Below are 21,450 nucleotides of genomic sequence, written 5' to 3' on the forward strand. Positions count from 1 at the left end.
TAAGCTGTGTAGGGAATTTGATTACAGCTGCAGCTGTTTCATATAAAGATGCAGATCCTTGTAATTTCTGGTTTTGGGAATCAAAAGTTGAAGCTCATGAAGAAAAACGATTTGAAATTCCACTGCGAGATCATTCATCAATGGCAGACATCGCTTCATAAGATAATTCTGGGCAGTCCGCGCATCCGCATGAGGCAGCAGTTCATAAAACCCCCACAGAGTCTGCAGACGTTCACTGCAGTCACGCATATCATAGGATTGCGCAAGAACCTTTTCAATTCCTTTCCCTTGAAGCCGCTGATTGTGAATATACCAAAACATGAATGGCAGAAGCTGGCGGGTATGATTTTTCAGAAACAGGCAAAGATAATATTCCTCCTTCTCATACTCCTTCTGGTTATGATAAACACCCGAGAGATTGAAATAATAGGTGATTCTGCGCTCTGCCTTGATCGTATGCTCCAGCAGCAGCTTTTCACACATCCTGTGCAGGTCCTCAAAGGCAGGTACATGAATGCGGGCACTGATCAGGCAAAGCCAGTGATACAGATCAAACAATGCTGTCCAGTTTCCGCTGTGCTCCTCCTTCTTTGTAAATTTCTGCAGCTGCCTCCACGCAGGCAGGTCATTATGCTCCAGATTTGTCTGATGAAGCGCATAGGTAATACAGTTTTTCACAGAATCGGGATGAGAAAGCATAGGAAATATGGTCAGCAGATTGCGCAGCTGATTTCGATCATGGGGAAGGGTATATTGATAGTGATAAAGGATGGAGGCATACACAGATTCCAATTCTCTTGGCAATACGCTATGAAACTGCATCAGCCAGTCATATTCCTCTGACTTCAGCAATCTGTCCTTTTTCAAAGCATCCAGCAGGATGGAAAGACTTTTTAAAACCACGCTCTCCCAGCTGTATTGTCTATAGGGGGAAAGAAGCTGCAGCAGCTCCCGGATACAGCTACAGCATGCCTCCTCCTCATAAGCGTTCCAGCTTTCAAAGAGCTTCTGCAGAAAAGGCGTCAGCAGGGGATCAGGATTGCATGCATAATTATACTGCAGATCAAGCAGGGCAAACAACTGATCATAGATATCCATATCCTGCAGCGCTTTTCCGTTTTCCAAGGCAATGTAGCTGCGAAGTGAAACAGCATGACCCAGTGTTTCGACAAGCTCCTTTTGGGTATAGCCGAGTGCTATTCTTTTTTGCCGAATCAGCCAGCCATAGCGTTTTCTGTGTTCTTTACATATATCCAGCAGCATATGATCATGTCCTTTCTTACAGGTGAAGACTCTCATACCAAATAACACGTATAGAAAATCATGTCGATTCCTACAATGATTGGAGCTTGTCTATTTTGTCGTTCTAACAGTCTATTCCCGCTTTCTGACAGTCTGCATAATGGAAGTAGATACAACTCCCCATTATGGAGGTTATGCAAACGCACCTGCTTTCTGCCAGCCTGCAAATGGAATTAGAATGTTCACGTTGCATGTTTAAGCCTTTTCTCCATTATAGCATATGGATTGGGATTGCAATAAGCAAACCAGTGTTTCATATAGGAAAAACAGGAGGTGGATTACAGGGCATTCTGCATGATTTCCTTGATGCTTTCGTATATTTCAATAGAAGAAATTCGTATTCTGCTATAAAGAAGCAAGCTGCTGCATACCTTTTTAAGGTACAGGAAATATCAGAATAAAGGAAGCATGTGTAGAAAAAGATTTGAAGAATGATATGAAAATATTTAGAGAAAGTTAAGATTTAACTGCTATACTTACTCGAGAGCTTAGAAAGCGGGGTGTTTTATGCAGACTACCTGGAAAAAACGAATCCTACAGATTCTATTGCTTCTGTCACTGACAGCCTTTGCCTGCTGGTTTGCGTTAAAGGATGATTGTGCAGAGGTTTTATATAATATTTTTCATATATCCTGGTATTGGATTGTGCTTATTGCGGTACTGGGCACCGCTTATTATCTGCTTCAGGGAATCGTCTTATACAGGATAGCAAAACCCTATAAAACGGATATCCGCATATGGGACGGAATACACAATGCGTATATTGCAGCTTTTTTCAACGGTGTTACCCCGTTGGGCGGAGGACAGGTGGCTCAGACCTATGCATTTCGTAAGCTGGATATGCAGTACAGTGATATCGCCAGTGTACTTTGGAAGGACTTCTTCCTTTATCAGAGTACAGTCCTGTTTTATGTGAGCATACTGCTGCTTACACGGTTTTCCTATGCAATGGAACATTTTCAGATCTATTTTTTTCTGGTGCTGCTTGGCTTTGCCATCAATGCCTCTGTCATACTGATTTTATGGACGATGGCCAGATTTCCAAAGCTGTATGTGAAAATCAGCCGTGGAATTGTCAATGTCGGCTTTCGTTTTCATATTGTGAAGAATAAGGCGTATACACTGGAAAAATGGCAGGGACAGATTTTATACTTTAATGAGGAAATCAAAAAGCTGAAGGAGGACCGCCGCATGATTGTGGAGGCTGTTCTTCTGAATTTTCTGCGTATGACAATTTTCTATGCAATTCCCTATGTGGCGGCATTGGCGCTGCAGGTACCCTTGTCCCTTTCTGATTTGATCAATGTTTTGCTGATGTCTGCGTGTATCCATATGCTGAATGCCTTAACGCCTCTTCCCGGAGATACCGGATGGACAGAAAGCGCATTTATTCTGATATTTGCAGTTCTGTTTGGTAGAACAGAAGCGAGCAGTGTTATGATATTATGGCGTGTGGCAACGTATCACATCCAGCTCATTGCAGGAGGGATTATTTTCCTGTATGTGAAATCAGCAGGCACCAAAAGACAGAGGCAGCTGCCAACAGCGAAGTCTCTTCCATAACGTTCCAACCACAGGTGAAATGCTGTAAATACTGTAAATACTGAACTGCGAACAAACAAGCATAAGCTGGAAAAGAGGTCTAATGAATGCCAATCTCAATAAAGCAAGCAATATCATCCGAAAAGTATATCCAAGTATGCCAGAGCGAGAGCGATTCGTAGAGGCACTGGGAACGTAGTGGATCTAAATTATGGTAAAGCTATCGTGGTAAGAGGCGAAGCAGGTCCAGCTACGTGTATCTGAACACGAACAAAACGTTTTAATGAGCGCGCAGGCATGCATTAGAAGCCGCTTGCTTTATATTATAGCTGACGGCAATTCACAAAGCTGTATCATCCATCATGCTGTTACCCAGGTGCATATTCCTAAAGCAAACGGTGCACCTTTTTCTGCTTTTTATGTATGCTTTCAGGCCAAAACCTTACAGCTGAACGAAATGCTGTTACGCCGCATGATGATAACAATCGTGTTCGCTTTCGGATATCCGCATCTGCAGCCTGCTTCCATGTCACCCTTGCTACAAACGGGCAATGGAAACAGCCGATAGATGGAAACTTTCCTGTTATCTTATGAATAAAGTGTGGTAAAATAAAACAGATAAAGGAAAAAAGGGTCAAATATTATGAAGACTGACAACAATGGTACGGTGCTGTACAATCGTTCAGAGCTACAGGCTGTTTTTTCTCAGCTGCAGCCGCGCGAGGAATATTCTCTTCTGCATTTTAATGTTAAGAAATTTCGATATTTTCTTGGCCGATATGACCATGAAACAGGGGAGGAGCTGCTTCAACAGATTCTGAAGACTTTCACAAAGGGATTGAAGAAAGGACAGTATCTGCTGTATACAGGTGGGGATGATTTCATATTCCTCATTCATGAGTGGCGAAAAAAGAAGATTATTGATGAGCTTATTCAAAGAGACTACGAGGGCTATGAGCTGAAGGATTCTCGTTTTTTCAACAAAGTGTTTTTTTCCATGGGGGTGTGTCGTCTGCGGGATTTCCCGGAGGCGGATTTTGAAACCTGCTGCTTATATGCATGGCTTGCACGCATAACATCAAATGAGCATGAAAAGAAAAGCTCGGATTTTAAGTTTTTTACCAGAAAACAGCTGCAGGAATTTCAAATGCGATCGCAGCTTGAGGTGAAGACAGTCGAGGCCTGCCGCAAGGAAACCTATGCGGTTTATATTCAGCCTAAGGTTGATGCCAAAACCCTGAAAATATGCGGAGGAGAAGCATTGCTGCGCTGGTTTGATGAAGATGGTACAATGATTCCTCTTTCATTGTTTCTGCCGGTGCTGAATGAAAACAGCTACATCCGTTATGTAGATCAAATGGTGTTTGAGCTGGTATGCAAAATGATACAGGAGAGCATACAAAAGGGGATGAAGATGGTTCCCATCAGCTTTAACCTTTCCAAGGCAAGCTTTGAGGATGAGCCGTTCATGCAGGAATATATGAAAGTGTTTCAGCAGTTTGACATACCGAAGGAGTACATCGAATTTGAATTGCTGGAAAGCATAAGCATGGATAATTCCGATAAGCTGATCAAGGTGGTGGATACAATACATAAGGCAGGATTTCGCTGTGCGCTGGATGATTTTGGCAGCGGCTATTCCTCCATGAGTGTCCTTGCCAGGGTTCCCATCGATATCATTAAGCTGGATCGTTCCCTTTTTCAGAATCCATACAGGGATATCGATAATTTTCTGATTGTGGATGGTCTGCTGGATATACTGCATCATTTTCCTGTACAGATCGTGGCAGAGGGAGTTGAGGATGAGACTGTGGCAGAGCATATGCGCCAGCATGGCTGTGATATGATTCAGGGATTCTATTATTATCGTCCGATGCCGATGGATGAATTTCAGCGTCTGATTGCAGAACAGGGAGAGTGTTAGCCTATTCATAGCAGACCCTTCCCGATATGCACGCTGCTGGCTTGTGTAAGCTTTTCGGATAATCCGGTATGGAATGAAAAAAGGCTGTATGCAGAGAATATCTCAACGCATACAGACCTTTTTTTGCTTAGCAGGATTTTTCGTCTTCCGCATATTAAAGAGGATGAAGCATTGCTTTGCCAAGCAGCACTCCAAGCAGGCATAAAAGAACGGAGGAAAGAATATAGGTGATTCCCATCCCTGTTTTATGCTGCTCCAGCAGGGAAACCGCCTCCAGGGAAAAGGTGGAGAAGGTGGTGAATCCCCCGCACACACCGGTTTTCAATAACAAAAGACTGTGCTCCGTTAACAATGACTGCCTCATGCTCAGGGCTGCCAGTATCCCGATTGCTACCGCACCGAGAAAATTGATAAGAAGTGTCATATACGGAAACTCACTTTTTACAGGCACCATGGACATTCCATAGCGCAGCATCGCTCCTATGGCACCGCCAAGGCCGACAAACAAAAACTCTTTCATAAACATCGCTCCCGCAACCATTTTACCATACTTTTGAAATGAAACCGCATACCCTGCAAAACTTTTTCACTTCCGGCAGGAGTTTTCTCAATTTGCTTGCGCATTCCCTGATATGGGCTATAATAGTAACATTCAAAGGGATGATTGGGAGTGTGATGAAATGTTTACAAATGAGAATCTGAAGCGGCTGATTCTGCCACTTGTTGTCGAACAGATTCTGGCGGTAACGATCGGGATGAGCGATACGATCATGGTGTCGAGTGTGGGCGAGGCGGCGGTTTCCGGTCTTAGTCTTGTGGATACGATCAACATCCTTCTGATCAATATCTTTGCCGCACTGGCTACCGGAGGCGCTGTTGTCTGCAGTCAGTATCTCGGTGGTCGCGACCGCGATCGGGCATGTGTGTCGGCAAAGCAGCTGATTGTTTCAACCGGTATTTTTGCTGTTATCATCATGGGAATCGTTCTGATTGGCTGTACGGCAATCCTGCAGCTGGTCTTTACGGATGTGGAGCCGGCAGTCATGTGGAATGCAGAGATCTATTTTAAAATATCCGCATGGTCCTACCCGTTTATCGCGCTGTATAATTCCGGGGCTGCACTGTTTCGCTCCATGGGGAATTCCAAAATTTCAATGATTACCTCATTGTTCATGAATGCCTTCAATATCCTCGGAAATGCCGTTTTGATTTACGGCTTCCATATGGGGGTGGCGGGTGCTGCCATATCCTCGCTGGTTTCCCGTATTCTGGGTTCCCTGTTTATGCTGTATCTGCTGCGCAGTCCGGATAATCTGATTTATATTGATTCCTACAGGAAGCTGGAATTTCATCCGGATATGATACGCCGTATATTGACAATCGGAATACCAAACGGTTTGGAAAACGGTATGTTCCAGATAGGAAAAATCCTTGTTCAGGGACTGATTGCGGGCTTTGGTACGGTTGCGATAGCGGCCAATGCCGTAGCGAACAATATTGCACAAATGGAAATCATACCCGCTGCCGCAATCGGACTTGCAATGATAACGGTCGTAGGGCAGTGCGTTGGGGCTGGGGATTATGCGCAGGCCCGTCTCTACATAAAAAAACTAATGAAAATCGCATATATATCCATGCTTGCGGTAAATCTTATCATCCTGTGTCTTGTGCCTTTGCTTCTGAACATATATAATTTAAGTGCACAGACGTATGATACCGCACTGGAGCTGCTGCTGTATCACGGCATATTCGCCATGGTGCTGTGGCCGGCATCCTTCACCTTTCCCAATGCACTGCGTGCAGCCGGAGATGTGCGCTTTACGATGTGCATCTCGATTGTATCCATGTGGCTGTGCAGAATCTGTCTGAGCTGGCTGCTAGGGGTGATACTGGGGCTTGGTGTATTGGGCGTCTGGCTCGCAATGTTTACCGACTGGCTCTTTCGCATACTCTGGTTTTACTGGCGGTATCAAAGCGGCTCATGGATGAAGAAACGTATTATCACATAAGGAGAACATATGAAGTTTACGACGCTGTTATTTGACGCAGACGGAACGCTGCTCGATTTCGATGCAACGGAAAAGCGGGCTCTGCAGAGGGTATTTGATCTGCATCACTACCCGTTGACAAATGAAATGAAGAAACGCTATCAGGACATAAACGCACAGCTGTGGTCAGCGTATGAGGAAGGCGAAATCTCAAGGGAAGCAGTGATTTACACACGGTTTGGAAAGCTGTTTCGTGAATTCGGTATTGCGGATGATGGCATCGCCTTTGAGGATATCTATCAAAAGGAGCTGGGCAGAGGGCACGATATGATACCGCATGCTATGGAGGTGGTACGCCGCCTGTATCCGCAGTATCGTATGTGTATCGTGACCAACGGTGTTGTCGCAACACAGTATGCGCGTCTGCGGGATTCCGGTCTGGACGCGTATTTCCATCATATGTTTGTATCGGAGGAAATCGGATTCCGGAAGCCGGACCGATCCTATTTTGATCACTGCTTTGCCAGATTAAATGGAGCGAAGCGGAATCGGACCCTCATAATCGGAGATTCGTTATCCAGTGATATGCAGGGAGGTATCAATGCCGGTATTTCCACCTGCTGGTATAATCCTGATGGGAAAAAGAATCACAAGCAGCTTCCGTTAACCTATGAAATTCGGGATTTGCGGGAATTATATACAATATTGGAGGAGGAAAATGATGGATAAGGATATCCTGTTGTTTGATTTGGATGGAACATTGACAGATCCAAAGGTTGGTATTACCAGATCGGTAGCCTTTGCTTTGGATAAAGCCGGTATTCATGTGGAAAATCCGGATGATTTGTGCGCATTTATCGGACCGCCCTTAAAGGATATGTTCATGGAGCTGTATTCCTTTGACGAGGCGCAGGCCTTGCAGGCAATTGCGGATTACCGCGTTTATTTTCGCAAGCAGGGAATGCTGGAAAACGTGGCATATCCGGGGATTCGTGAACTGCTGGAGGCATTGCAGAAGCAGGGCAAAACGCTTTTGGTCGCTACCAGTAAGCCGGAGGAATTCGCCTGTACCATCCTGAAGCATTTTAAGCTGGATTCCTATATGCTGGATATTTGCGGTGCCACGATGGATGGTACCCGCAGCGATAAGGCGGATGTCATTGCCTATGCTGTGCAGAAGCATCGCCTCCCGGTTGAACGGTGTGTGATGATCGGAGATCGCCGGCACGATATCATCGGTGGGAAAAAGAACGGCATGCGCACGATTGGCGTATTATATGGATACGGAAGCCGTGAGGAGCTAAAGGAAGCAGGCGCTGACTGCATCGTGGAGGATGTGCAGAGTCTGTTGGATGTATTGAAAAAAGGAGGTTCATAACATGGCTGATAAAAAAAAGAAGAGTACAGCAGAGCTGCTGGAGCAGGCCCGCAAAGCCAAGCAGAAGCCCCGCACCAAAGCTTTGGAAAAAACACTGGGCAAGGGGAAGAACAGCGCCAAGTTTAATAAAGTAAATTTTAACGGATAAGAAAAGAGCGGCTATACCAGAATGGTAACCGCTCTGTTTTTATTCAGGATATGGGCAAGTGTTGTGCTTCCCCCATCCTCACCATCCAGTGTCCAGGGAATCTGTTCCCGGGCTTCTATGCGGATATCACAGGCCTTTCGAAAATACATCCAGGTTTCATTAACCTCATGCTTTATCAGCGCCGCAATGATATTTTGTACATCCAGTGGATTATTGGGAACCCGGATGAGCAGAAGCTCAAACTGCCCGTCATCCAGCTGAGCATCCTTTGAGTTTACGGCAGTAAAGCCTGCGACAAACTTGGAATTGGTAACACAGCCGAAGATACAGGAATCCTCAATGACTTCATTCTGATCAATGACGGCTTTGACATGATAGCGGGGAATATTCGTCAGCTGTTTGACGCCTTCCAGAAAATAAGCGATTTTTCCAAAGGAGTTTTTGGTGCTTTGGGGTGTGGAGTAGGAAATTTCTGTGAAGATACCAAACGCCGCAACATAGGTGAAATAGCGGTTATTGAACTGGCCGATATCACAGGAAAACGGACGGTATTGTGCAATGGTGTCCATGAGCTTTCCAGCACTTTTCGGCAGCTTCAGTGTAGCCGCAAAATCGTTGACTGTCCCGCTTGGAAGATAGGCAAGCACAGGCTTGCTGTCTATTTCCATAATGCCGCTGATCACCTCATTCCAGGTACCGTCCCCACCGATGCATACGAGAATATCACAGCAGCCTTCACTGGCTTTCGCAAGCTTTTGTGCATGTCCCGCATACTGGGTTACATAAACCTGTATCGTATCCTGCATGGCACAAAACCGGTCACATAACGTAAATAAAGCCGTTTTTGCCGTCTGCTTTCCTGCCTTTGGATTCATAATGATTCTGATGCTTCTGTCCATACACACGCCCCGTTTCCTTTGCATATAATTGTATAGCATAAAGACGGAAAAGGGAAGTGGAGTGCAGGAATTAGTGTTAATATCCTAAGACACCGTCGAGTGATTCATCCTGCAATACCCAGTCGTTGTATACATCAATCATACGGTATTGGGAAGGCGTATCCCGTATATAGACTTTTGAAATTCCTGCATTGATGATCATTCGCTTGCACATGGAACAGCTGTTCGAGCTTTGAATCAGCTCCCCGCTGACTGCTTCATAGCCTACCAGAAACATATCGGCTCCCAGCATTTCACTGCGCTGTGCACTGATGATTGCATTTGCTTCCGCATGGACACTGCGACATAATTCATAGCGTTCTCCCCGGGGAACCCGCAGCTTCTCCCGAATACAGTATTCCAGATCCAGACAGTTGGTACGTCCCCGAGGGGCACCCACATATCCGGTGGAGACAATTTCATCATGCTGAACGATTACCGCACCGTAAATTCTTCTGCGGCAGGTGCTTCTCTGTGCGACTGTTCCTGCGATATCCAGATAGTAATTGATTTTATCTACGCGCTCCTGTTTCATAAAAACCTCCCTTTCTTTATCAAATATTATTATAAGGGGAGCTGCTTTTTAATACAATCATCTAAAGAAAGCTGACAGAAAAGCTATGGGAATGCTTGCGGAAGTAAAAAGAAATCATATCGGTATATACAAGTAGGATAAGAGAAAGTCGTATGCTAAAAGCAGTGAGTAAGTCCATGGATAGCAAACAGCTGTGTGAAAAGAGCTGCTGTATATGGTGCAGCTTGCATCATAACTACATGATTACGGTTTTTTATATAAAGAGGTCGACCACATCGAATCAAGTCTTCCATAAAGCTTCCTGCTTACGGACATCCTGAATCTCAAAGGGCTGCAGGCAATGAAAAGTATGCGGGTGAGCGGTGAAGCTGTTTATTCTGCATTGGTTTGAAGGAGATAATGGAAATCCATATCTTCTTCCTTTTCGAAAGGAGTAACCAAAAAGCAGACGATACGTTTATCAATCGTCTGCCTTTCAGAAATTAAGCTATTGCATTCACTTTTAACATGCGCCCTGCAGCCTCATGTTGCATGCTGCATTCAGCTTCTGTTATTACGAGTACCTTCAGATGCCTTTCACACAGGAAAGAACAGCCTCATAATCGGGTTCGTCTGTAATTTCCCTGACATACTCGACATAGCGCAGGATATTGTCCTTATCAACTACAAATACTGCCCGCGTCAGTAAACCTAACTCTTCGACATAGGTTGCAGTTGCCGCTGCAAAGCTGTGCAGCTTGTAATCACTCAATGTAATTACATTTTCATTGTTTTTTGCCTGACACCAGCGTTCAAGAGCAAATGGCAGGTCCATGGATATTGCACATACGGTAACATCCTTTAGCTCCTTTGCGTAATTGATGAACTTTGCGACCTCCATACTGCATACACCGGTATCCAGGGAAGGTACACTGAGGAAAATACGTGTACCTGTACTGTCCTCACTTCGCCACTCGCTCATATCATTTCGTATAGCAGTAAACGGCTTTAATGTCTCGTTTTCCTTCACTGCCTCATGCTTTATTGTCACAGGATTTCCCTGAAAGGTTATATTCATTTGATATCCCTCGCTTTCTGTACATAGTATACCCGGATTGTTTGAAAAGGTGAACTTATTTGCCTGGAAATTTATGAACAAGGATACGAAACGAAAACAGTGTGTAGCTTCTGCTTTTTTCTTGTATATTGTTTACAAAACTGTTTCCATTTCCCTTCGAATCCGCTATACTGTTAGAGGAAAGTTGAGGGGTTGTGCATGAATACAGATCAGCTGCTGGATGTGGCCAGCTATGCAGGGAAACTGCTCATAGAAAGCGGAGCGGAAATCTATCGGGTGGAGGAAACGATGGTGCGGCTCTGCACGAGCTTTTCTGAGGTGGAGGATGCACAGAGCTTCGTTACCACAACCGGCATCATGTTCTCCATCACGGTTGCCAGCAAAACACATACAAAAATCCTTCGTGTGCATACACGCGGTGTGGATTTAAACTGCATTGATAAGATCAACAGCCTCTCAAGAGAAACCGCCGTGCAGAATTACACAATCGAGGAGCTGGCGCTAAAGCTGAGAGAAATAGAAAATGAACAGCGCTATTCCTTTTGGATAATCATGTTCTTCGGAGCATTGAGTGCAGGTGGCTTTGCGGTTTTCTTCGGTGGAAATTATCTGGAGGCAGGATGCAGCTTTTTGATCGGACTGCTGATCAAAGCGGTAAGCGCCCTTATGGAACAGCGCGGCCTGCACGGCTTTTTTACGAATGCAATTGCGGCGGCGAGCGGTGCGCTTGCGGCACTGGGGGCACATGCCCTCTGTCCGGATACGGATGTCGATATCCTTATTATATCCAGCATCATGCTGCTTGTTCCCGGCTTAGCCATTACCAATGCCATACGGGATACGGTTTCCGGGGATTATCTGTCCGGTGTTGCCCGTGCAACCGAGGCCTTTCTGGTGGCGATTGCAATCGCTGCCGGTATCGGTGTTGTCCTTTCCATGTCCATCGGACTGAGCGGAGGTATGTGACATGTATCTGATCAATATGATGATTGCCTCTTTTTTTGCCTCACTGGGATTTGGCGTAATGTTTAATATTCGTGGAAGGAAACTGATTCTTGCAGGAATCGCAGGGTCAATCGGCGGTGCAGTCTACCATGCGGCACTGCTTGTGGGCTGCTCGGAGCTGACTGCCATGTTTCTGGGTTCGGTTGCACTATCGCTGTATTCTGAAATTTTTGCCCGTATCTGCAAGACACCGGTAACAACCTTTATCATTTGTGCCCTGATACCACTGGTACCCGGAGGTGGAATGTATCGTACGATGCTGAAGGCGATAGAAGGGGATGTGATGCAGGCGTTGTCCATCGGTCTGGATACGCTGACCATCGCAGGCGTACTGGCTCTGGGAATCCTTGTTGTTTCAACAATCATGAAGGCTGTATTCAAACCGGAGAGAAGGAGTGTGAGAAGGCATGTGGAAAACTGAAAGAAAAGTGGAGCTGCTGGCACCTGCCGGCTCTATGGAGGCGCTTCGTGCGGCAGTCCAAAATGGTTGTGATGCTGTGTATCTTGGTGGCAGTATGTTTGGTGCCAGAGCATTCGCCAATAATTTTGATGAGGACGAAATTCAGGAAGCAATCGCCTATGCCCATGTGTATGGGGTTCGTGTGTTTGTTACCGTCAATACCCTGATTCGAGAAGAGGAATTTGAGGACTGTGTCCGGTATGTTCAGTTTTTATATGAGCATGATGTGGATGCGGTAATTATTCAGGATTTGGGCTTATTCTCTGTGCTGCGCCAACGCTTCCCGGACATGGAGCTGCATGCATCCACACAGATGCATATCCATAATCCGCAGGGAATTCACTTTATAGAGTCCTGCGGTGCCAGCAGAGTGGTGGTGCCAAGAGAAACTCCGCTAAAGGAAATCCGAGCATATGCGGCTTTAGGCGTAGACCTGGAGGTTTTTGTTCAGGGAGCCCTGTGTGTATCCTACAGCGGGCAGTGTCTGATGAGCTCACTGACACTGCAGCGAAGCGGAAACCGCGGCGAATGTGCACAGAACTGCCGTATGAAATATCAGCTGGAAAAGCGGGAGGACGGTCATAGTGAAATCCTGCAAGGAAAAGGGGAATACCTGCTGAGCCCGAAGGATATGAATACGCTGGAAAGAGTTCCGGAGCTGATTGAAGCGGGAATTGCCTCCTTTAAAATCGAGGGCAGGATGAAACGCCCGGAATATGTGGCATTGATGGTTGCCTTATATCGTAAGGCGATCGATGCGTATTATGAGGGAAGAGCATTTATCTATGATGAAGCTGTGGATATGCAGATGAAAAAAATATTCAACCGCGGCTTTACCCAGGGACATTTGTTTCATCATTACGGGGCGCAGCTGATGAATCCGATCCGTCCCAATCATATCGGAGTCAAGGTCGGTAAAGTCATTCAGGTTACCAGAGATAAAATTGTGATACGCCTGCAGGATACCCTGCGGCAGCAGGATGGTATCCGCATTTTGCAGGAACCGAAGGATATCGGCTTTCAGGTGAATTTTCTGTATAAGGACGGATTGCTGGTCAATCACGGAGCAGCAGGGGATATTGTGGAGCTGGATAAAACAGCACCTGTTGTGAAAGGAAGTATTGTCCTGAAGACCAGTGATGCACAGCAGCTGCAGGCATTGCAGAAAAGCTATGAGGCAGCACCTCGTAAGGTTGCCGTTTATGCACAGTTCACCATGCAGGCAGGCAAACCGGCAGTCCTGGAGATTATGGACGAGGAAGGCAGAAGTGTACGAGTGGAAAGTGATGCCGTATGTGAAACAGCACGCAGGATGCCGCTGAAAGAGGAGCGAATTGCTGCGCAGCTGAAAAAAAGCGGAGATACGCCATTTGTATTCGAGAACATTTCCTATCAGCTGGATGCGCAGGGAATACTTCCTATCCGGGAACTCAATCAGATGCGTCGAAGTGCGTTGGCGAAGCTGGAGGAGCAGCGAAAAATTCTGCATAAGCAGCGCCGTATTCTTGCGGAGAAGCAGCCCGTAATCCATTCAATACAGGACGCTCCATCACTCTGTGCTGTTGTGCATACTGAGGAACAACTGCAGGCCTGTCTACAGGAGGGCTTGGATATGATCTTTGTGGAAAATCACAGCCTGTATGCGTTGATGAAGGGCACAGAGGGAGTTTATCCGCGTATGCCACGAGTGATGAAGGAGGAGTATCCTGCTTCCCTGATGATGATTCAGGAAACCGGCGGCTTGCAGGCGGGAGAGGTCTTCTGTGATACCTCGCTGAATATGACGAATTCCCATACCGCCGCATTTCTGCTTACTCACGGTGCAAGGGGAATCAGCTTTTCTCTGGAAAGCAGCCTACAGGACTGTAGTGCAATCAAACGGTGCTTTCAGGAACGATATGCGGTGGATGCACCCTTCTTTTATACGGTATACGGCAGAGCTGAGCTGATGCTGAGTGAATACTGTCCAATCAATTCCGTTATCTGTAATCATACAGACAGAAACTGCGGTCTTTGCAGGCAGGGGGCGGAATACGCTCTTCTCGATGTGAAACAGAATCGCTATCCGATTTTGTGTGACGAGTCTTGCCGTACGCATATTCTACATTATGAGGTGCGCAATCATATCGATTCGATTCCGGAAGCAAAGCAGCATGGGATTCAGCATTTTCTATGCACGTTCACCATGGAAGGCGAGGCTGACTGCCACAGGATTATCACAGCCTGTAAAGCGCAGCTGCAAATGAAACAGGGTGTATAAGAAAAGGTATGTCATAGGATATACCTAATTGAAAAGAGGATATATATGGTGAATCTTATACAGGCAAAGGAGCAGTTTGCCGCCTATTGCAAAGGATATGATACACAGGATGAGCGGGTGGCTCTTAAAATCGTGCATTCACAAAAGGTGGCTGAGATTTCAAAGCAGCTGGCGATCCACAGAAACTGCTCTGCTATGGATGTGGATCTGGCCGAGGTGACAGGCCTGTATCATGATATCGGAAGATTTGAACAGCTGAAGCAGTATCATACCTTTCTGGATGCGAAAAGTATCAATCATGCGGCACTTGGGGTACGGATTTTACAGGAACAAGGGCTGTTATCTGTTTTCTGTGATGATCCGCACCAGCAGGAAGTAATGCTGCATGCGATAGAAAACCATAATAAGTTTCAGATTGCAGACGACCTGGAGGAACATGCATTTCTGCATGCCACGATTCTGAGGGATGCGGATAAAACGGATATCTTCCGTGTAAATCTGATGGAGAAAGCGGAAAATGTCTATCTGTGCAGTGAAGAGCAGCTGCTGCAGGAAACGGTGAGTGAGGAGGTTCTGCAGGATTTTTTGAACAGCCGTCCCATTCTGTCCGCAAAACGGAAAACGCATCTCGATATCCTGCTGTCCCATATGGCATTTATATTTGATTATCATGATGCCTATGCACTGTCTCTTGTTTTACAGCAGCATTATATTGAACGCATGGTAGAACGTTATCCGTTTCAAAGAGAGCAGGCACAGCAGGCAGTACAGCTTGCTGTACAACATGCACTGACATATATGCAAAAGCGAGTCACTGCGTAAAAAAGAGGCTTTCATGCCTACCAAGGAGTAAAGCGTTTTCCGTTTCTGTAAGAATATGGAGGATGTAAAAAGTTTCCCCTGCTGATTTACAGAAAGCAGGGGATGAATGCATGGCATTTTGTGAAGCATACGTTTGAATTATGAGAAAGCAGGAATCCGGTTATGGGAAAACCTCCATACAATCGGATTCCTTTTTCATCATCACCGTATGGCTGATATACAACTTATTTCATGTATCCCGACAGGGTAAGCTATGGAAAGCTGTACTGCGTGAATGCGGAAAGGAACACATCAGCTTTTTATAATCGGCTGTTTTCAGCAGTACCTAGCATGGCTTCTTTTTCTGTGAATGTCTGCAGCGAAACCGTCAGCTGAATTGCTTCACTGTAACATGTCCTCTCAGCATCCCTGTCGGAAAGAAAATGCAAAGGATGCCTTTTTCACTATTTTTTGAATTGCGTGACGGATTTAGAAAAGTTTAAGATTTACCTGCGTTTTATGGTAAGAAATTTCCTGCATAATAAGGACTGTAAGGAAGGGAGCTGATTTCATGAAGAAGAAATACATCGTTATGCTGGGTGGTGTTCTTCTATTGGCTGGGGCCGGACTTGGTCTTCTTTTTGGCAGTATCGACATGAATCAGATTTCCCGTATGCTGGAGGATATCCCGCATGGCCTGCGTGAGATACTCATGATTGTTTTGATTGCCGCACAGATTTTTCTGGCTTTTTTGCCGGGAGAGCCGCTGGAGCTTGCGGCCGGATTTCTGTTTGGCTCCGTTGGCGGGACATTGCTTTGCTTGGTGGGATCTCTGCTTGGGACAGCCCTTGTATACCTTCTGGTTCAGCGGTATGGAAAACGGCTGGTAACCGTCTTTTTTAAACAGGAGCAGCTGAATGAGTTTACCGGAGTGCTGAAAAAAAGGAATAGCATGCTGTGGATTTTCCTGCTGTTTCTGATTCCCGGCACGCCGAAGGATATTATGACCTATGTCGTATCCCTATCCAATATCGCTCTGGGGAAATGGCTGCTGCTCACAACCGTGGGACGTATTCCCAGCATTGTGACATCGACATTTCTCAGCGGTTCATTGAAGGAGGGGAATTTCGTCGCAGCTGCCGGAGTGGCAATACTTACGATTCTGCTTGTAATTGCAGGAGGCTTTGCTTATAAACGCATGAAGGAGGATACAGCGATATGATACAATTTATTATCTGCACATTCTGTGCAGTTGCAACCTTTCTGGGGTTTCTGCTGCATAACATGGAAGAATCATCCGGAATATAGTACAATTACACTTGTTGAGAGGGAGTGAAGGCTATGGATCATAACATACTCGTCGTGGAGGACGAAAAAGGAATACGGGAGGCTATACAGATATATTTGAAAAATCAGGGATATCGTGTATTTCTGGCTGAAAACGGCCAGGAGGGTCTGAACATAATAAAACGTGAAACAATTAATCTGGCTGTGGTGGATATCATGATGCCGGTTATGGATGGAATCACTATGACGATGGAGGTGCGTAAGGATTATGATTTTCCAATCATCTTTCTGAGTGCGAAATCTGAAGATATCGATAAAATAACCGGCTTGAATATCGGTGCGGATGATTATATCACAAAGCCGTTTGGCTCTATGGAGCTGCTGGCCCGTGTCCGCAGTCAGCTGCGCCGCTATGAACAGATTCTGATGCTGAAGGAGCATGCGGTATCCTCTGTGAATCGTGAGGAGGAAATTTACAGTATTGGGGCACTGGAATTAAACAGCACGACAAAGGAAGTGCGTGTGGATAATCAGATCGTCAAGCTGCGGCCGAAGGAGTTTATGATACTGGAGCTGCTGATGAAGCATGCGGGGCGTGTTTTTTCAGCACAGCAGATATATGAGGCCGTCTGGAATGAGGAAGCAATCAATACGGAAACTGTGATGGTGCATATCCGTAAGCTGCGGGAGAAAATTGAGCTGGACCCCAAGCATCCGCGCTATTTAAAGGTGGTCTGGGGAATCGGCTATAAAATAGAAAAATAAAAACAGGTGATCTTATGAAGAAAAAACATATATTTCTAACAACGTTCATTGCACTGCTTTCTGTAATGAGCCTTATGATTTGTTCCGTATACCGTAACGATCAGATTCAGGAGCTGGGGCGTTCCGGCAAGCAGGCGGTTATCTGGTATCTTGAAGATGATATTCAGGAGGGAGTTCTGGGACTTGCTCAGTCTGTGCGTCCCAAGGATGATATTATCAAATTCGATACCGGGCTACCGAATTATCTGAAAAGCACGTTATCCAATGATCTGAAAGAAAAAGTCACAAAGAGCTTTCTGGAATTGAAGGAGGATGCCAATTTTCAATACTATGCGAAGGATTTGAAAAACGGTAGGGAATATGGAAATAAAAAGCTGAGGGATATGTCTCAGAAGGAGCTTCGTGACAGCAGCCTGCTGTATGGTATTCTGGAATATGATAAAGATGGAGCAGCGAAAATTCTGGGAGATTTCAGTGATATGGATTTCCAGCCGCAGTCACTGACACGATATCTGCGCTATTTTGATTCCGTTGATAAAAACGGACCCATGACTACCTATAATATAAATGATGAAGAATTCACACAATCACAGGCAATGATTCAGAACCCGAAGCAGATGAAAATCATCTTCCGTGTACCACAGGAGGTTATCAAGGATCAGGGACTGATAGCACGTACGGTGTATGACTGGTCAAATTATACGCAATTCTCTGTAATAGCCGCTATGATCGGTACAATGGTCCTGATTTTGTATCTGTTGTTTTATCCAATCGCGATCGTTGAGGAAGTGAATCCGTTCCTGACATTTAAGAGAGTGAAGTTCGGTTTTCTGTTTATTCTGCTCGCTACCGGAATCACGCTGGGGACTGCCGGCGTTCTGGCACTGAGTGGAGCTACGATCAGTGGAACATTGCAGAGTGTCATGAATGAATATCATATCATGATGTCTGATGAGCTTCTGTTTGTGGCGAATGTCGTTTCCTGGATGCTGCTGTTTCTGATGATCAGTATCGCCTTGTTTGCAATGAAATATATATTTGTAAAGGGATTCTGGAAATATATGAAGGAGGATACGATTCTGGGCAGAATGATCGGCAGTATCCACCGGCATATAGACAATCTCGCGGATATCGATTTGAAGGATGACGCAAACCGTAAGCTGTTAAAATTCATGCTGATGCAGATCGTCATCATGATTGTGCTGTGTCTGTTCTGGTGGTTCGGCATGTTTCTGGCAATCATCTATGGCTTTGCCCTCTTCCTGTGGCTGAAGCAGAAGCTCAATGCTGTACAGCATGATTATCGTACCTTGCTGAAGCAGACGCAGGAGCTGAAGGAGGGCAACTTCCAGGCAGAGCTTCCGCAGGATGTCGGTATCTTCAATGCCCTCAAGGATGAATTCAGTGAAATCCGCGTCGGCTTTGAGAAAGCGGTACAGGAGGAAACGAAATCACAGAATATGAAAACAGAGCTGATCAGCAATGTGTCACATGATTTGAAGACACCGCTGACCGGAATTCGCAATTACGTAGAGCTTCTGCAGCAGGAGGGCATAAGTGAAACGCAGCGTAAGGAGTATGTGAGCATGCTGGATCAGTATGCCAAGCGACTGCATGCTCTGATGGAGGATTTGTTTGAGGTTAGCAAGGCAAACAGCGGAAATATTCAGTTGGATATGGCCCGTCTGGATATTATCGCACTGGTGGAGCAGGTGCAGGCGGAGTGCAGTGAGCTTCTGCAGGAATGCGGGCTGGAGGTAATCTGGAATCTGCATGGTGAAAAACAGCTGAGTGTACTGCTGGACGGAAGTAAGGCATTCCGGATATTTGAAAATCTGTTTATCAACATACACCATTATGCACTGGAGCATACCCGTGTGTATGTGGATATCCGCAAGACAGCCAACCGGGTACGGATTGAATGCAAAAATATATCAAAGGAACCGTTGAATTTTGATACGGAGGATATTGTGGATCGTTTCGTTCGCGGAGATAAATCGCGTCATGACGGAGGCAGCGGTCTTGGACTGGCTATTGCCAAGAGCTTTACAGAGGCGATGAAGGGAAGCTTCCGCATTGAGACGGATGGAGATTTGTTTAAGGCGGTTATTGAATTTCCACTTGTTAGCGATACTTTAGGTGAGAATCAGGAGTAAGACTGGACGCCTTACAGGAAAATACAATGAAGGGGGGCTGTGACAGATAAGTCACAGCCCAGACATAAAAAATACACCCAATTCTATAGAGAAGAAGGTGTATTTTTTGGTATAATTTATGTATGACAAGTACTCAAATTAACCAAGGAAATTATACCGCATATCAACCATATATGCTACTAAATTTTGATTATTCTTTTCAAAATGATGTTCTTGATGATGATTTGAGCGTCACGATCTTGGAAGTCTTAGGGAGGATTAATCTAAATAAATTTATAGATTTCCATAATCTTGATTCTCGCTCTTATGACCCTGTCATGATGTTGACCATCATCCTTATGGCCTTTGCTGAAGACGGCTATGCTTCTTTACGAAAACTGGAAAAACTTTGTCGCTATGATATTCGTTACCGTAGTATCACGAACGGTTGTGTTCCAAGTTATAAGAGCTTTGAACGATTCATCAATCATACATTGAAAGAATCCATTCAAACGATTGCGAAAGAAATCTATCTGTATGTACAAGATGAAAAAGCATTGGAAGAACAGATTCTTTATATTGATGGTACAAAATTTGAGGCAAATGCCAATAAGATGACGTTCTGTTGGAAAGGTTGGAGTAAACGATACCTTCCCAGACACTGGCAGAAATGTATGGAACTGTTAAAACAAGTGAATCGATACTTTAAAAAACATGAAATCAATATCAATTATTCAATTTTGAAATATCCAAATATTGAGTATATGATCAAAATAGATGAAGCGCTTGAAAATTGGCTGAAGGAAAAAGAATATATCCGAAAAGGCAGAGGAAAACACGAAATCGCAAAATTGTGCGATGAATTGAAGAAAAGTGCAGTAAAGATGTGGGAGTATGCAATCCAGGAAGATATATTGGAAGACAGGAACAGTTTTTCCAAGACAGATCCAGATGCCACATTCATGCATATGAAATATGATTATTACAATCATACAAATGTATTCAAACCGGGATATAACGTACAAATAGGAGTAAATAATGGGTACATCGCCTATCAATATCTAAGTAGTGATCCAAATGATATAAAAACGTTACAACCATTTACAGAAGGATATAAAGAATTATATGGAAAATACCCTGATATAGAAGTAACGGATGCAGGATATGGGAGCTATGATAATTACTGTTACTGCAAAAGTAAAGGGATTAAAGGACTATTGAAATACAGTGGATATGAAAAGAAGAAAGAGAAAGTAAATGATAAGAATCGCTATCAACTGCGGCACATGGAACGACAAGAGGATGGTACTCCAGTATGTCCAGCCGGACATGTATTTGAGATAGAGCGAATAGGACTCAATATCAAAGGACAATATCCAAAAACGACGATGTATTACAGAAATAAAAACTGCGGTGAATGTCCACACAGGAGCAAATGCACGACATCAAAGAACGGAAGAAGTGCACGGATAGTCCCTGCCTTAGAAAAGATGCATAAAGAGATAGATGAATGTCTAAAGAGTGAAGAAGGAAAGAGATTGATGAGAAATCGTAGTGCACAGGCAGAGGGAGCGTTTGCGGACATCAAACAAGATTTTGAATATGTCCGCTTGCATCGACGAGGAGAAAGCGGAGTCAAGGTAGAACTAAGCTTAGTGTGTATTGGATATAACATAAGAAAGTACCATAATTATAAAATAAGGGATAAAAAAAGAGAAAAGCAGAGAAATGTAAGCAAACTGAATTAGTTTTCCACAATGGGATGGGGGATTTCTAACGAAAAAAGGGCCTAAAACCAGATTCACTCAAAAAGTTGTTTTCAGTGTACCCAAAATACAAAAATCATAATAAAAAAGGCTGTGATTTTCAGAGAAACACTAATTTCTCTTACTCGTCACAGCCCCTTTTCTATGTTTTTCCAGCGA

The 21,450-nt window shown here is 44.8% G+C and carries 19 protein-coding genes; 14 read left to right on the forward strand and 5 right to left on the reverse strand.

The features are described 5' to 3' along the window. Positions 1-21 precede the first annotated feature (21 nt). Positions 22-1,263 (reverse strand): helix-turn-helix transcriptional regulator, encoded by a 1,242-nt coding sequence (locus tag ACG3M1_RS05945; RefSeq protein ID WP_008819283.1) that lies wholly within the window; start codon positions 1,261-1,263, stop codon positions 22-24. Between the two features lie 546 nt (positions 1,264-1,809). On the opposite strand from ACG3M1_RS05945, the gene ACG3M1_RS05950 reads away from it, so the two are divergent. Both ACG3M1_RS05950 and ACG3M1_RS05955 read left to right on the forward strand, forming a co-directional pair. Beyond that, positions 1,810-2,865 (forward strand): lysylphosphatidylglycerol synthase transmembrane domain-containing protein, encoded by a 1,056-nt coding sequence (locus ACG3M1_RS05950; protein ID WP_009269584.1) that lies wholly within the window; start codon positions 1,810-1,812, stop codon positions 2,863-2,865. A gap of 622 nt (positions 2,866-3,487) precedes the next feature. Beyond that, positions 3,488-4,768, forward strand: a complete 1,281-nt coding sequence (locus ACG3M1_RS05955) for an EAL domain-containing protein (RefSeq protein ID WP_022300224.1) — start codon at positions 3,488-3,490, stop codon at positions 4,766-4,768. A gap of 154 nt (positions 4,769-4,922) precedes the next feature. On the opposite strand, the gene crcB is transcribed toward ACG3M1_RS05955, so the two are convergent. Then, entirely contained in the window at positions 4,923-5,288 is a 366-nt protein-coding gene (gene crcB, locus ACG3M1_RS05960) for a fluoride efflux transporter CrcB (protein WP_021419818.1), read from the reverse strand. Between the two features lie 160 nt (positions 5,289-5,448). Here crcB and ACG3M1_RS05965 point away from each other — a divergent pair, with 160 nt between their 5' ends. Genes ACG3M1_RS05965 through ACG3M1_RS05980 form a run of 4 tightly spaced genes read left to right on the forward strand, consistent with a single transcriptional unit; the run spans position 5,449 to position 8,282 of the window. Then, on the forward strand, positions 5,449-6,777 hold the full coding sequence (locus ACG3M1_RS05965; protein ID WP_009587982.1) for an MATE family efflux transporter: 1,329 nt from the start codon (positions 5,449-5,451) through the stop codon (positions 6,775-6,777). A 9-nt stretch (positions 6,778-6,786) separates the two neighbouring features. Further along, positions 6,787-7,485: a YjjG family noncanonical pyrimidine nucleotidase gene (locus ACG3M1_RS05970; protein WP_008819278.1), complete on the forward strand. Its 699-nt coding sequence runs from the start codon at positions 6,787-6,789 to the stop codon at positions 7,483-7,485. Beyond that, a complete protein-coding gene (locus ACG3M1_RS05975) occupies positions 7,478-8,134 on the forward strand; it encodes an HAD family hydrolase (protein WP_008819277.1) in 657 nt (218 codons plus the stop codon). Before ACG3M1_RS05970 ends, ACG3M1_RS05975 begins: the two co-directional genes overlap by 8 nt. A 1-nt stretch (position 8,135) precedes the next feature. After that, entirely contained in the window at positions 8,136-8,282 is a 147-nt protein-coding gene (locus ACG3M1_RS05980; protein WP_002608108.1) for a hypothetical protein, read from the forward strand. Positions 8,283-8,293: 11 nt separating this feature from the next. On the opposite strand, the gene ACG3M1_RS05985 is transcribed toward ACG3M1_RS05980, so the two are convergent. From ACG3M1_RS05985 to tpx, 3 genes are all read right to left on the reverse strand, one after another. Continuing rightward, the gene (locus ACG3M1_RS05985) at positions 8,294-9,181 is read right to left on the reverse strand and encodes a diacylglycerol/lipid kinase family protein (protein ID WP_008819276.1); all 888 of its coding nucleotides are present in this window, start codon (positions 9,179-9,181) and stop codon (positions 8,294-8,296) included. A 76-nt stretch (positions 9,182-9,257) separates the two neighbouring features. Continuing rightward, on the reverse strand, positions 9,258-9,755 hold the full coding sequence (locus tag ACG3M1_RS05990) for a deoxycytidylate deaminase (protein WP_008819275.1): 498 nt from the start codon (positions 9,753-9,755) through the stop codon (positions 9,258-9,260). Positions 9,756-10,320: 565 nt separating this feature from the next. After that, a complete protein-coding gene (gene tpx / locus ACG3M1_RS05995) occupies positions 10,321-10,812 on the reverse strand; it encodes a thiol peroxidase (protein ID WP_002608111.1) in 492 nt (163 codons plus the stop codon). Positions 10,813-11,010: 198 nt separating this feature from the next. Between tpx and ACG3M1_RS06000 the strand changes: the two genes are divergently transcribed. From ACG3M1_RS06000 to ACG3M1_RS06035, 8 genes are all read left to right on the forward strand, one after another. Further along, positions 11,011-11,778, forward strand: coding sequence for a threonine/serine exporter family protein (locus ACG3M1_RS06000; RefSeq protein ID WP_002608112.1), 768 nt, complete (start codon positions 11,011-11,013; stop codon positions 11,776-11,778). Between the two features lies 1 nt (position 11,779). Further along, complete coding sequence (locus ACG3M1_RS06005; protein WP_008819273.1) at positions 11,780-12,238, forward strand: threonine/serine exporter family protein; 459 nt, start codon at positions 11,780-11,782, stop codon at positions 12,236-12,238. After that, the gene (locus tag ACG3M1_RS06010; RefSeq protein ID WP_008819272.1) at positions 12,225-14,537 is read left to right on the forward strand and encodes a U32 family peptidase; all 2,313 of its coding nucleotides are present in this window, start codon (positions 12,225-12,227) and stop codon (positions 14,535-14,537) included. The genes ACG3M1_RS06005 and ACG3M1_RS06010 overlap by 14 nt, the downstream gene beginning before the upstream one ends. Before the next feature lie 45 nt (positions 14,538-14,582). Continuing rightward, positions 14,583-15,359 carry an HD domain-containing protein gene (locus tag ACG3M1_RS06015; RefSeq protein ID WP_008819271.1) on the forward strand — a complete coding sequence of 259 codons (777 nt, stop codon included), beginning with the start codon at positions 14,583-14,585 and terminating at the stop codon, positions 15,357-15,359. A gap of 550 nt (positions 15,360-15,909) precedes the next feature. Next, complete coding sequence (locus tag ACG3M1_RS06020; protein WP_008819270.1) at positions 15,910-16,560, forward strand: TVP38/TMEM64 family protein; 651 nt, start codon at positions 15,910-15,912, stop codon at positions 16,558-16,560. Between the two features lie 119 nt (positions 16,561-16,679). After that, positions 16,680-17,390 carry a response regulator transcription factor gene (locus ACG3M1_RS06025; protein ID WP_009269580.1) on the forward strand — a complete coding sequence of 237 codons (711 nt, stop codon included), beginning with the start codon at positions 16,680-16,682 and terminating at the stop codon, positions 17,388-17,390. A gap of 14 nt (positions 17,391-17,404) precedes the next feature. Further along, positions 17,405-19,546, forward strand: a complete 2,142-nt coding sequence (locus ACG3M1_RS06030; RefSeq protein WP_395815025.1) for a sensor histidine kinase — start codon at positions 17,405-17,407, stop codon at positions 19,544-19,546. Between the two features lie 122 nt (positions 19,547-19,668). Next, positions 19,669-21,273 (forward strand): IS1182 family transposase, encoded by a 1,605-nt coding sequence (locus ACG3M1_RS06035; protein ID WP_008817373.1) that lies wholly within the window; start codon positions 19,669-19,671, stop codon positions 21,271-21,273. Positions 21,274-21,450: the final 177 nt, after the last annotated feature.

It is taken from the genome of Clostridium sp. 10cd* (assembly GCF_044336395.1).
In the GTDB taxonomy this organism is placed as follows: domain Bacteria; phylum Bacillota_I; class Bacilli_A; order Erysipelotrichales; family Erysipelotrichaceae; genus Clostridium_AQ; species Clostridium_AQ innocuum.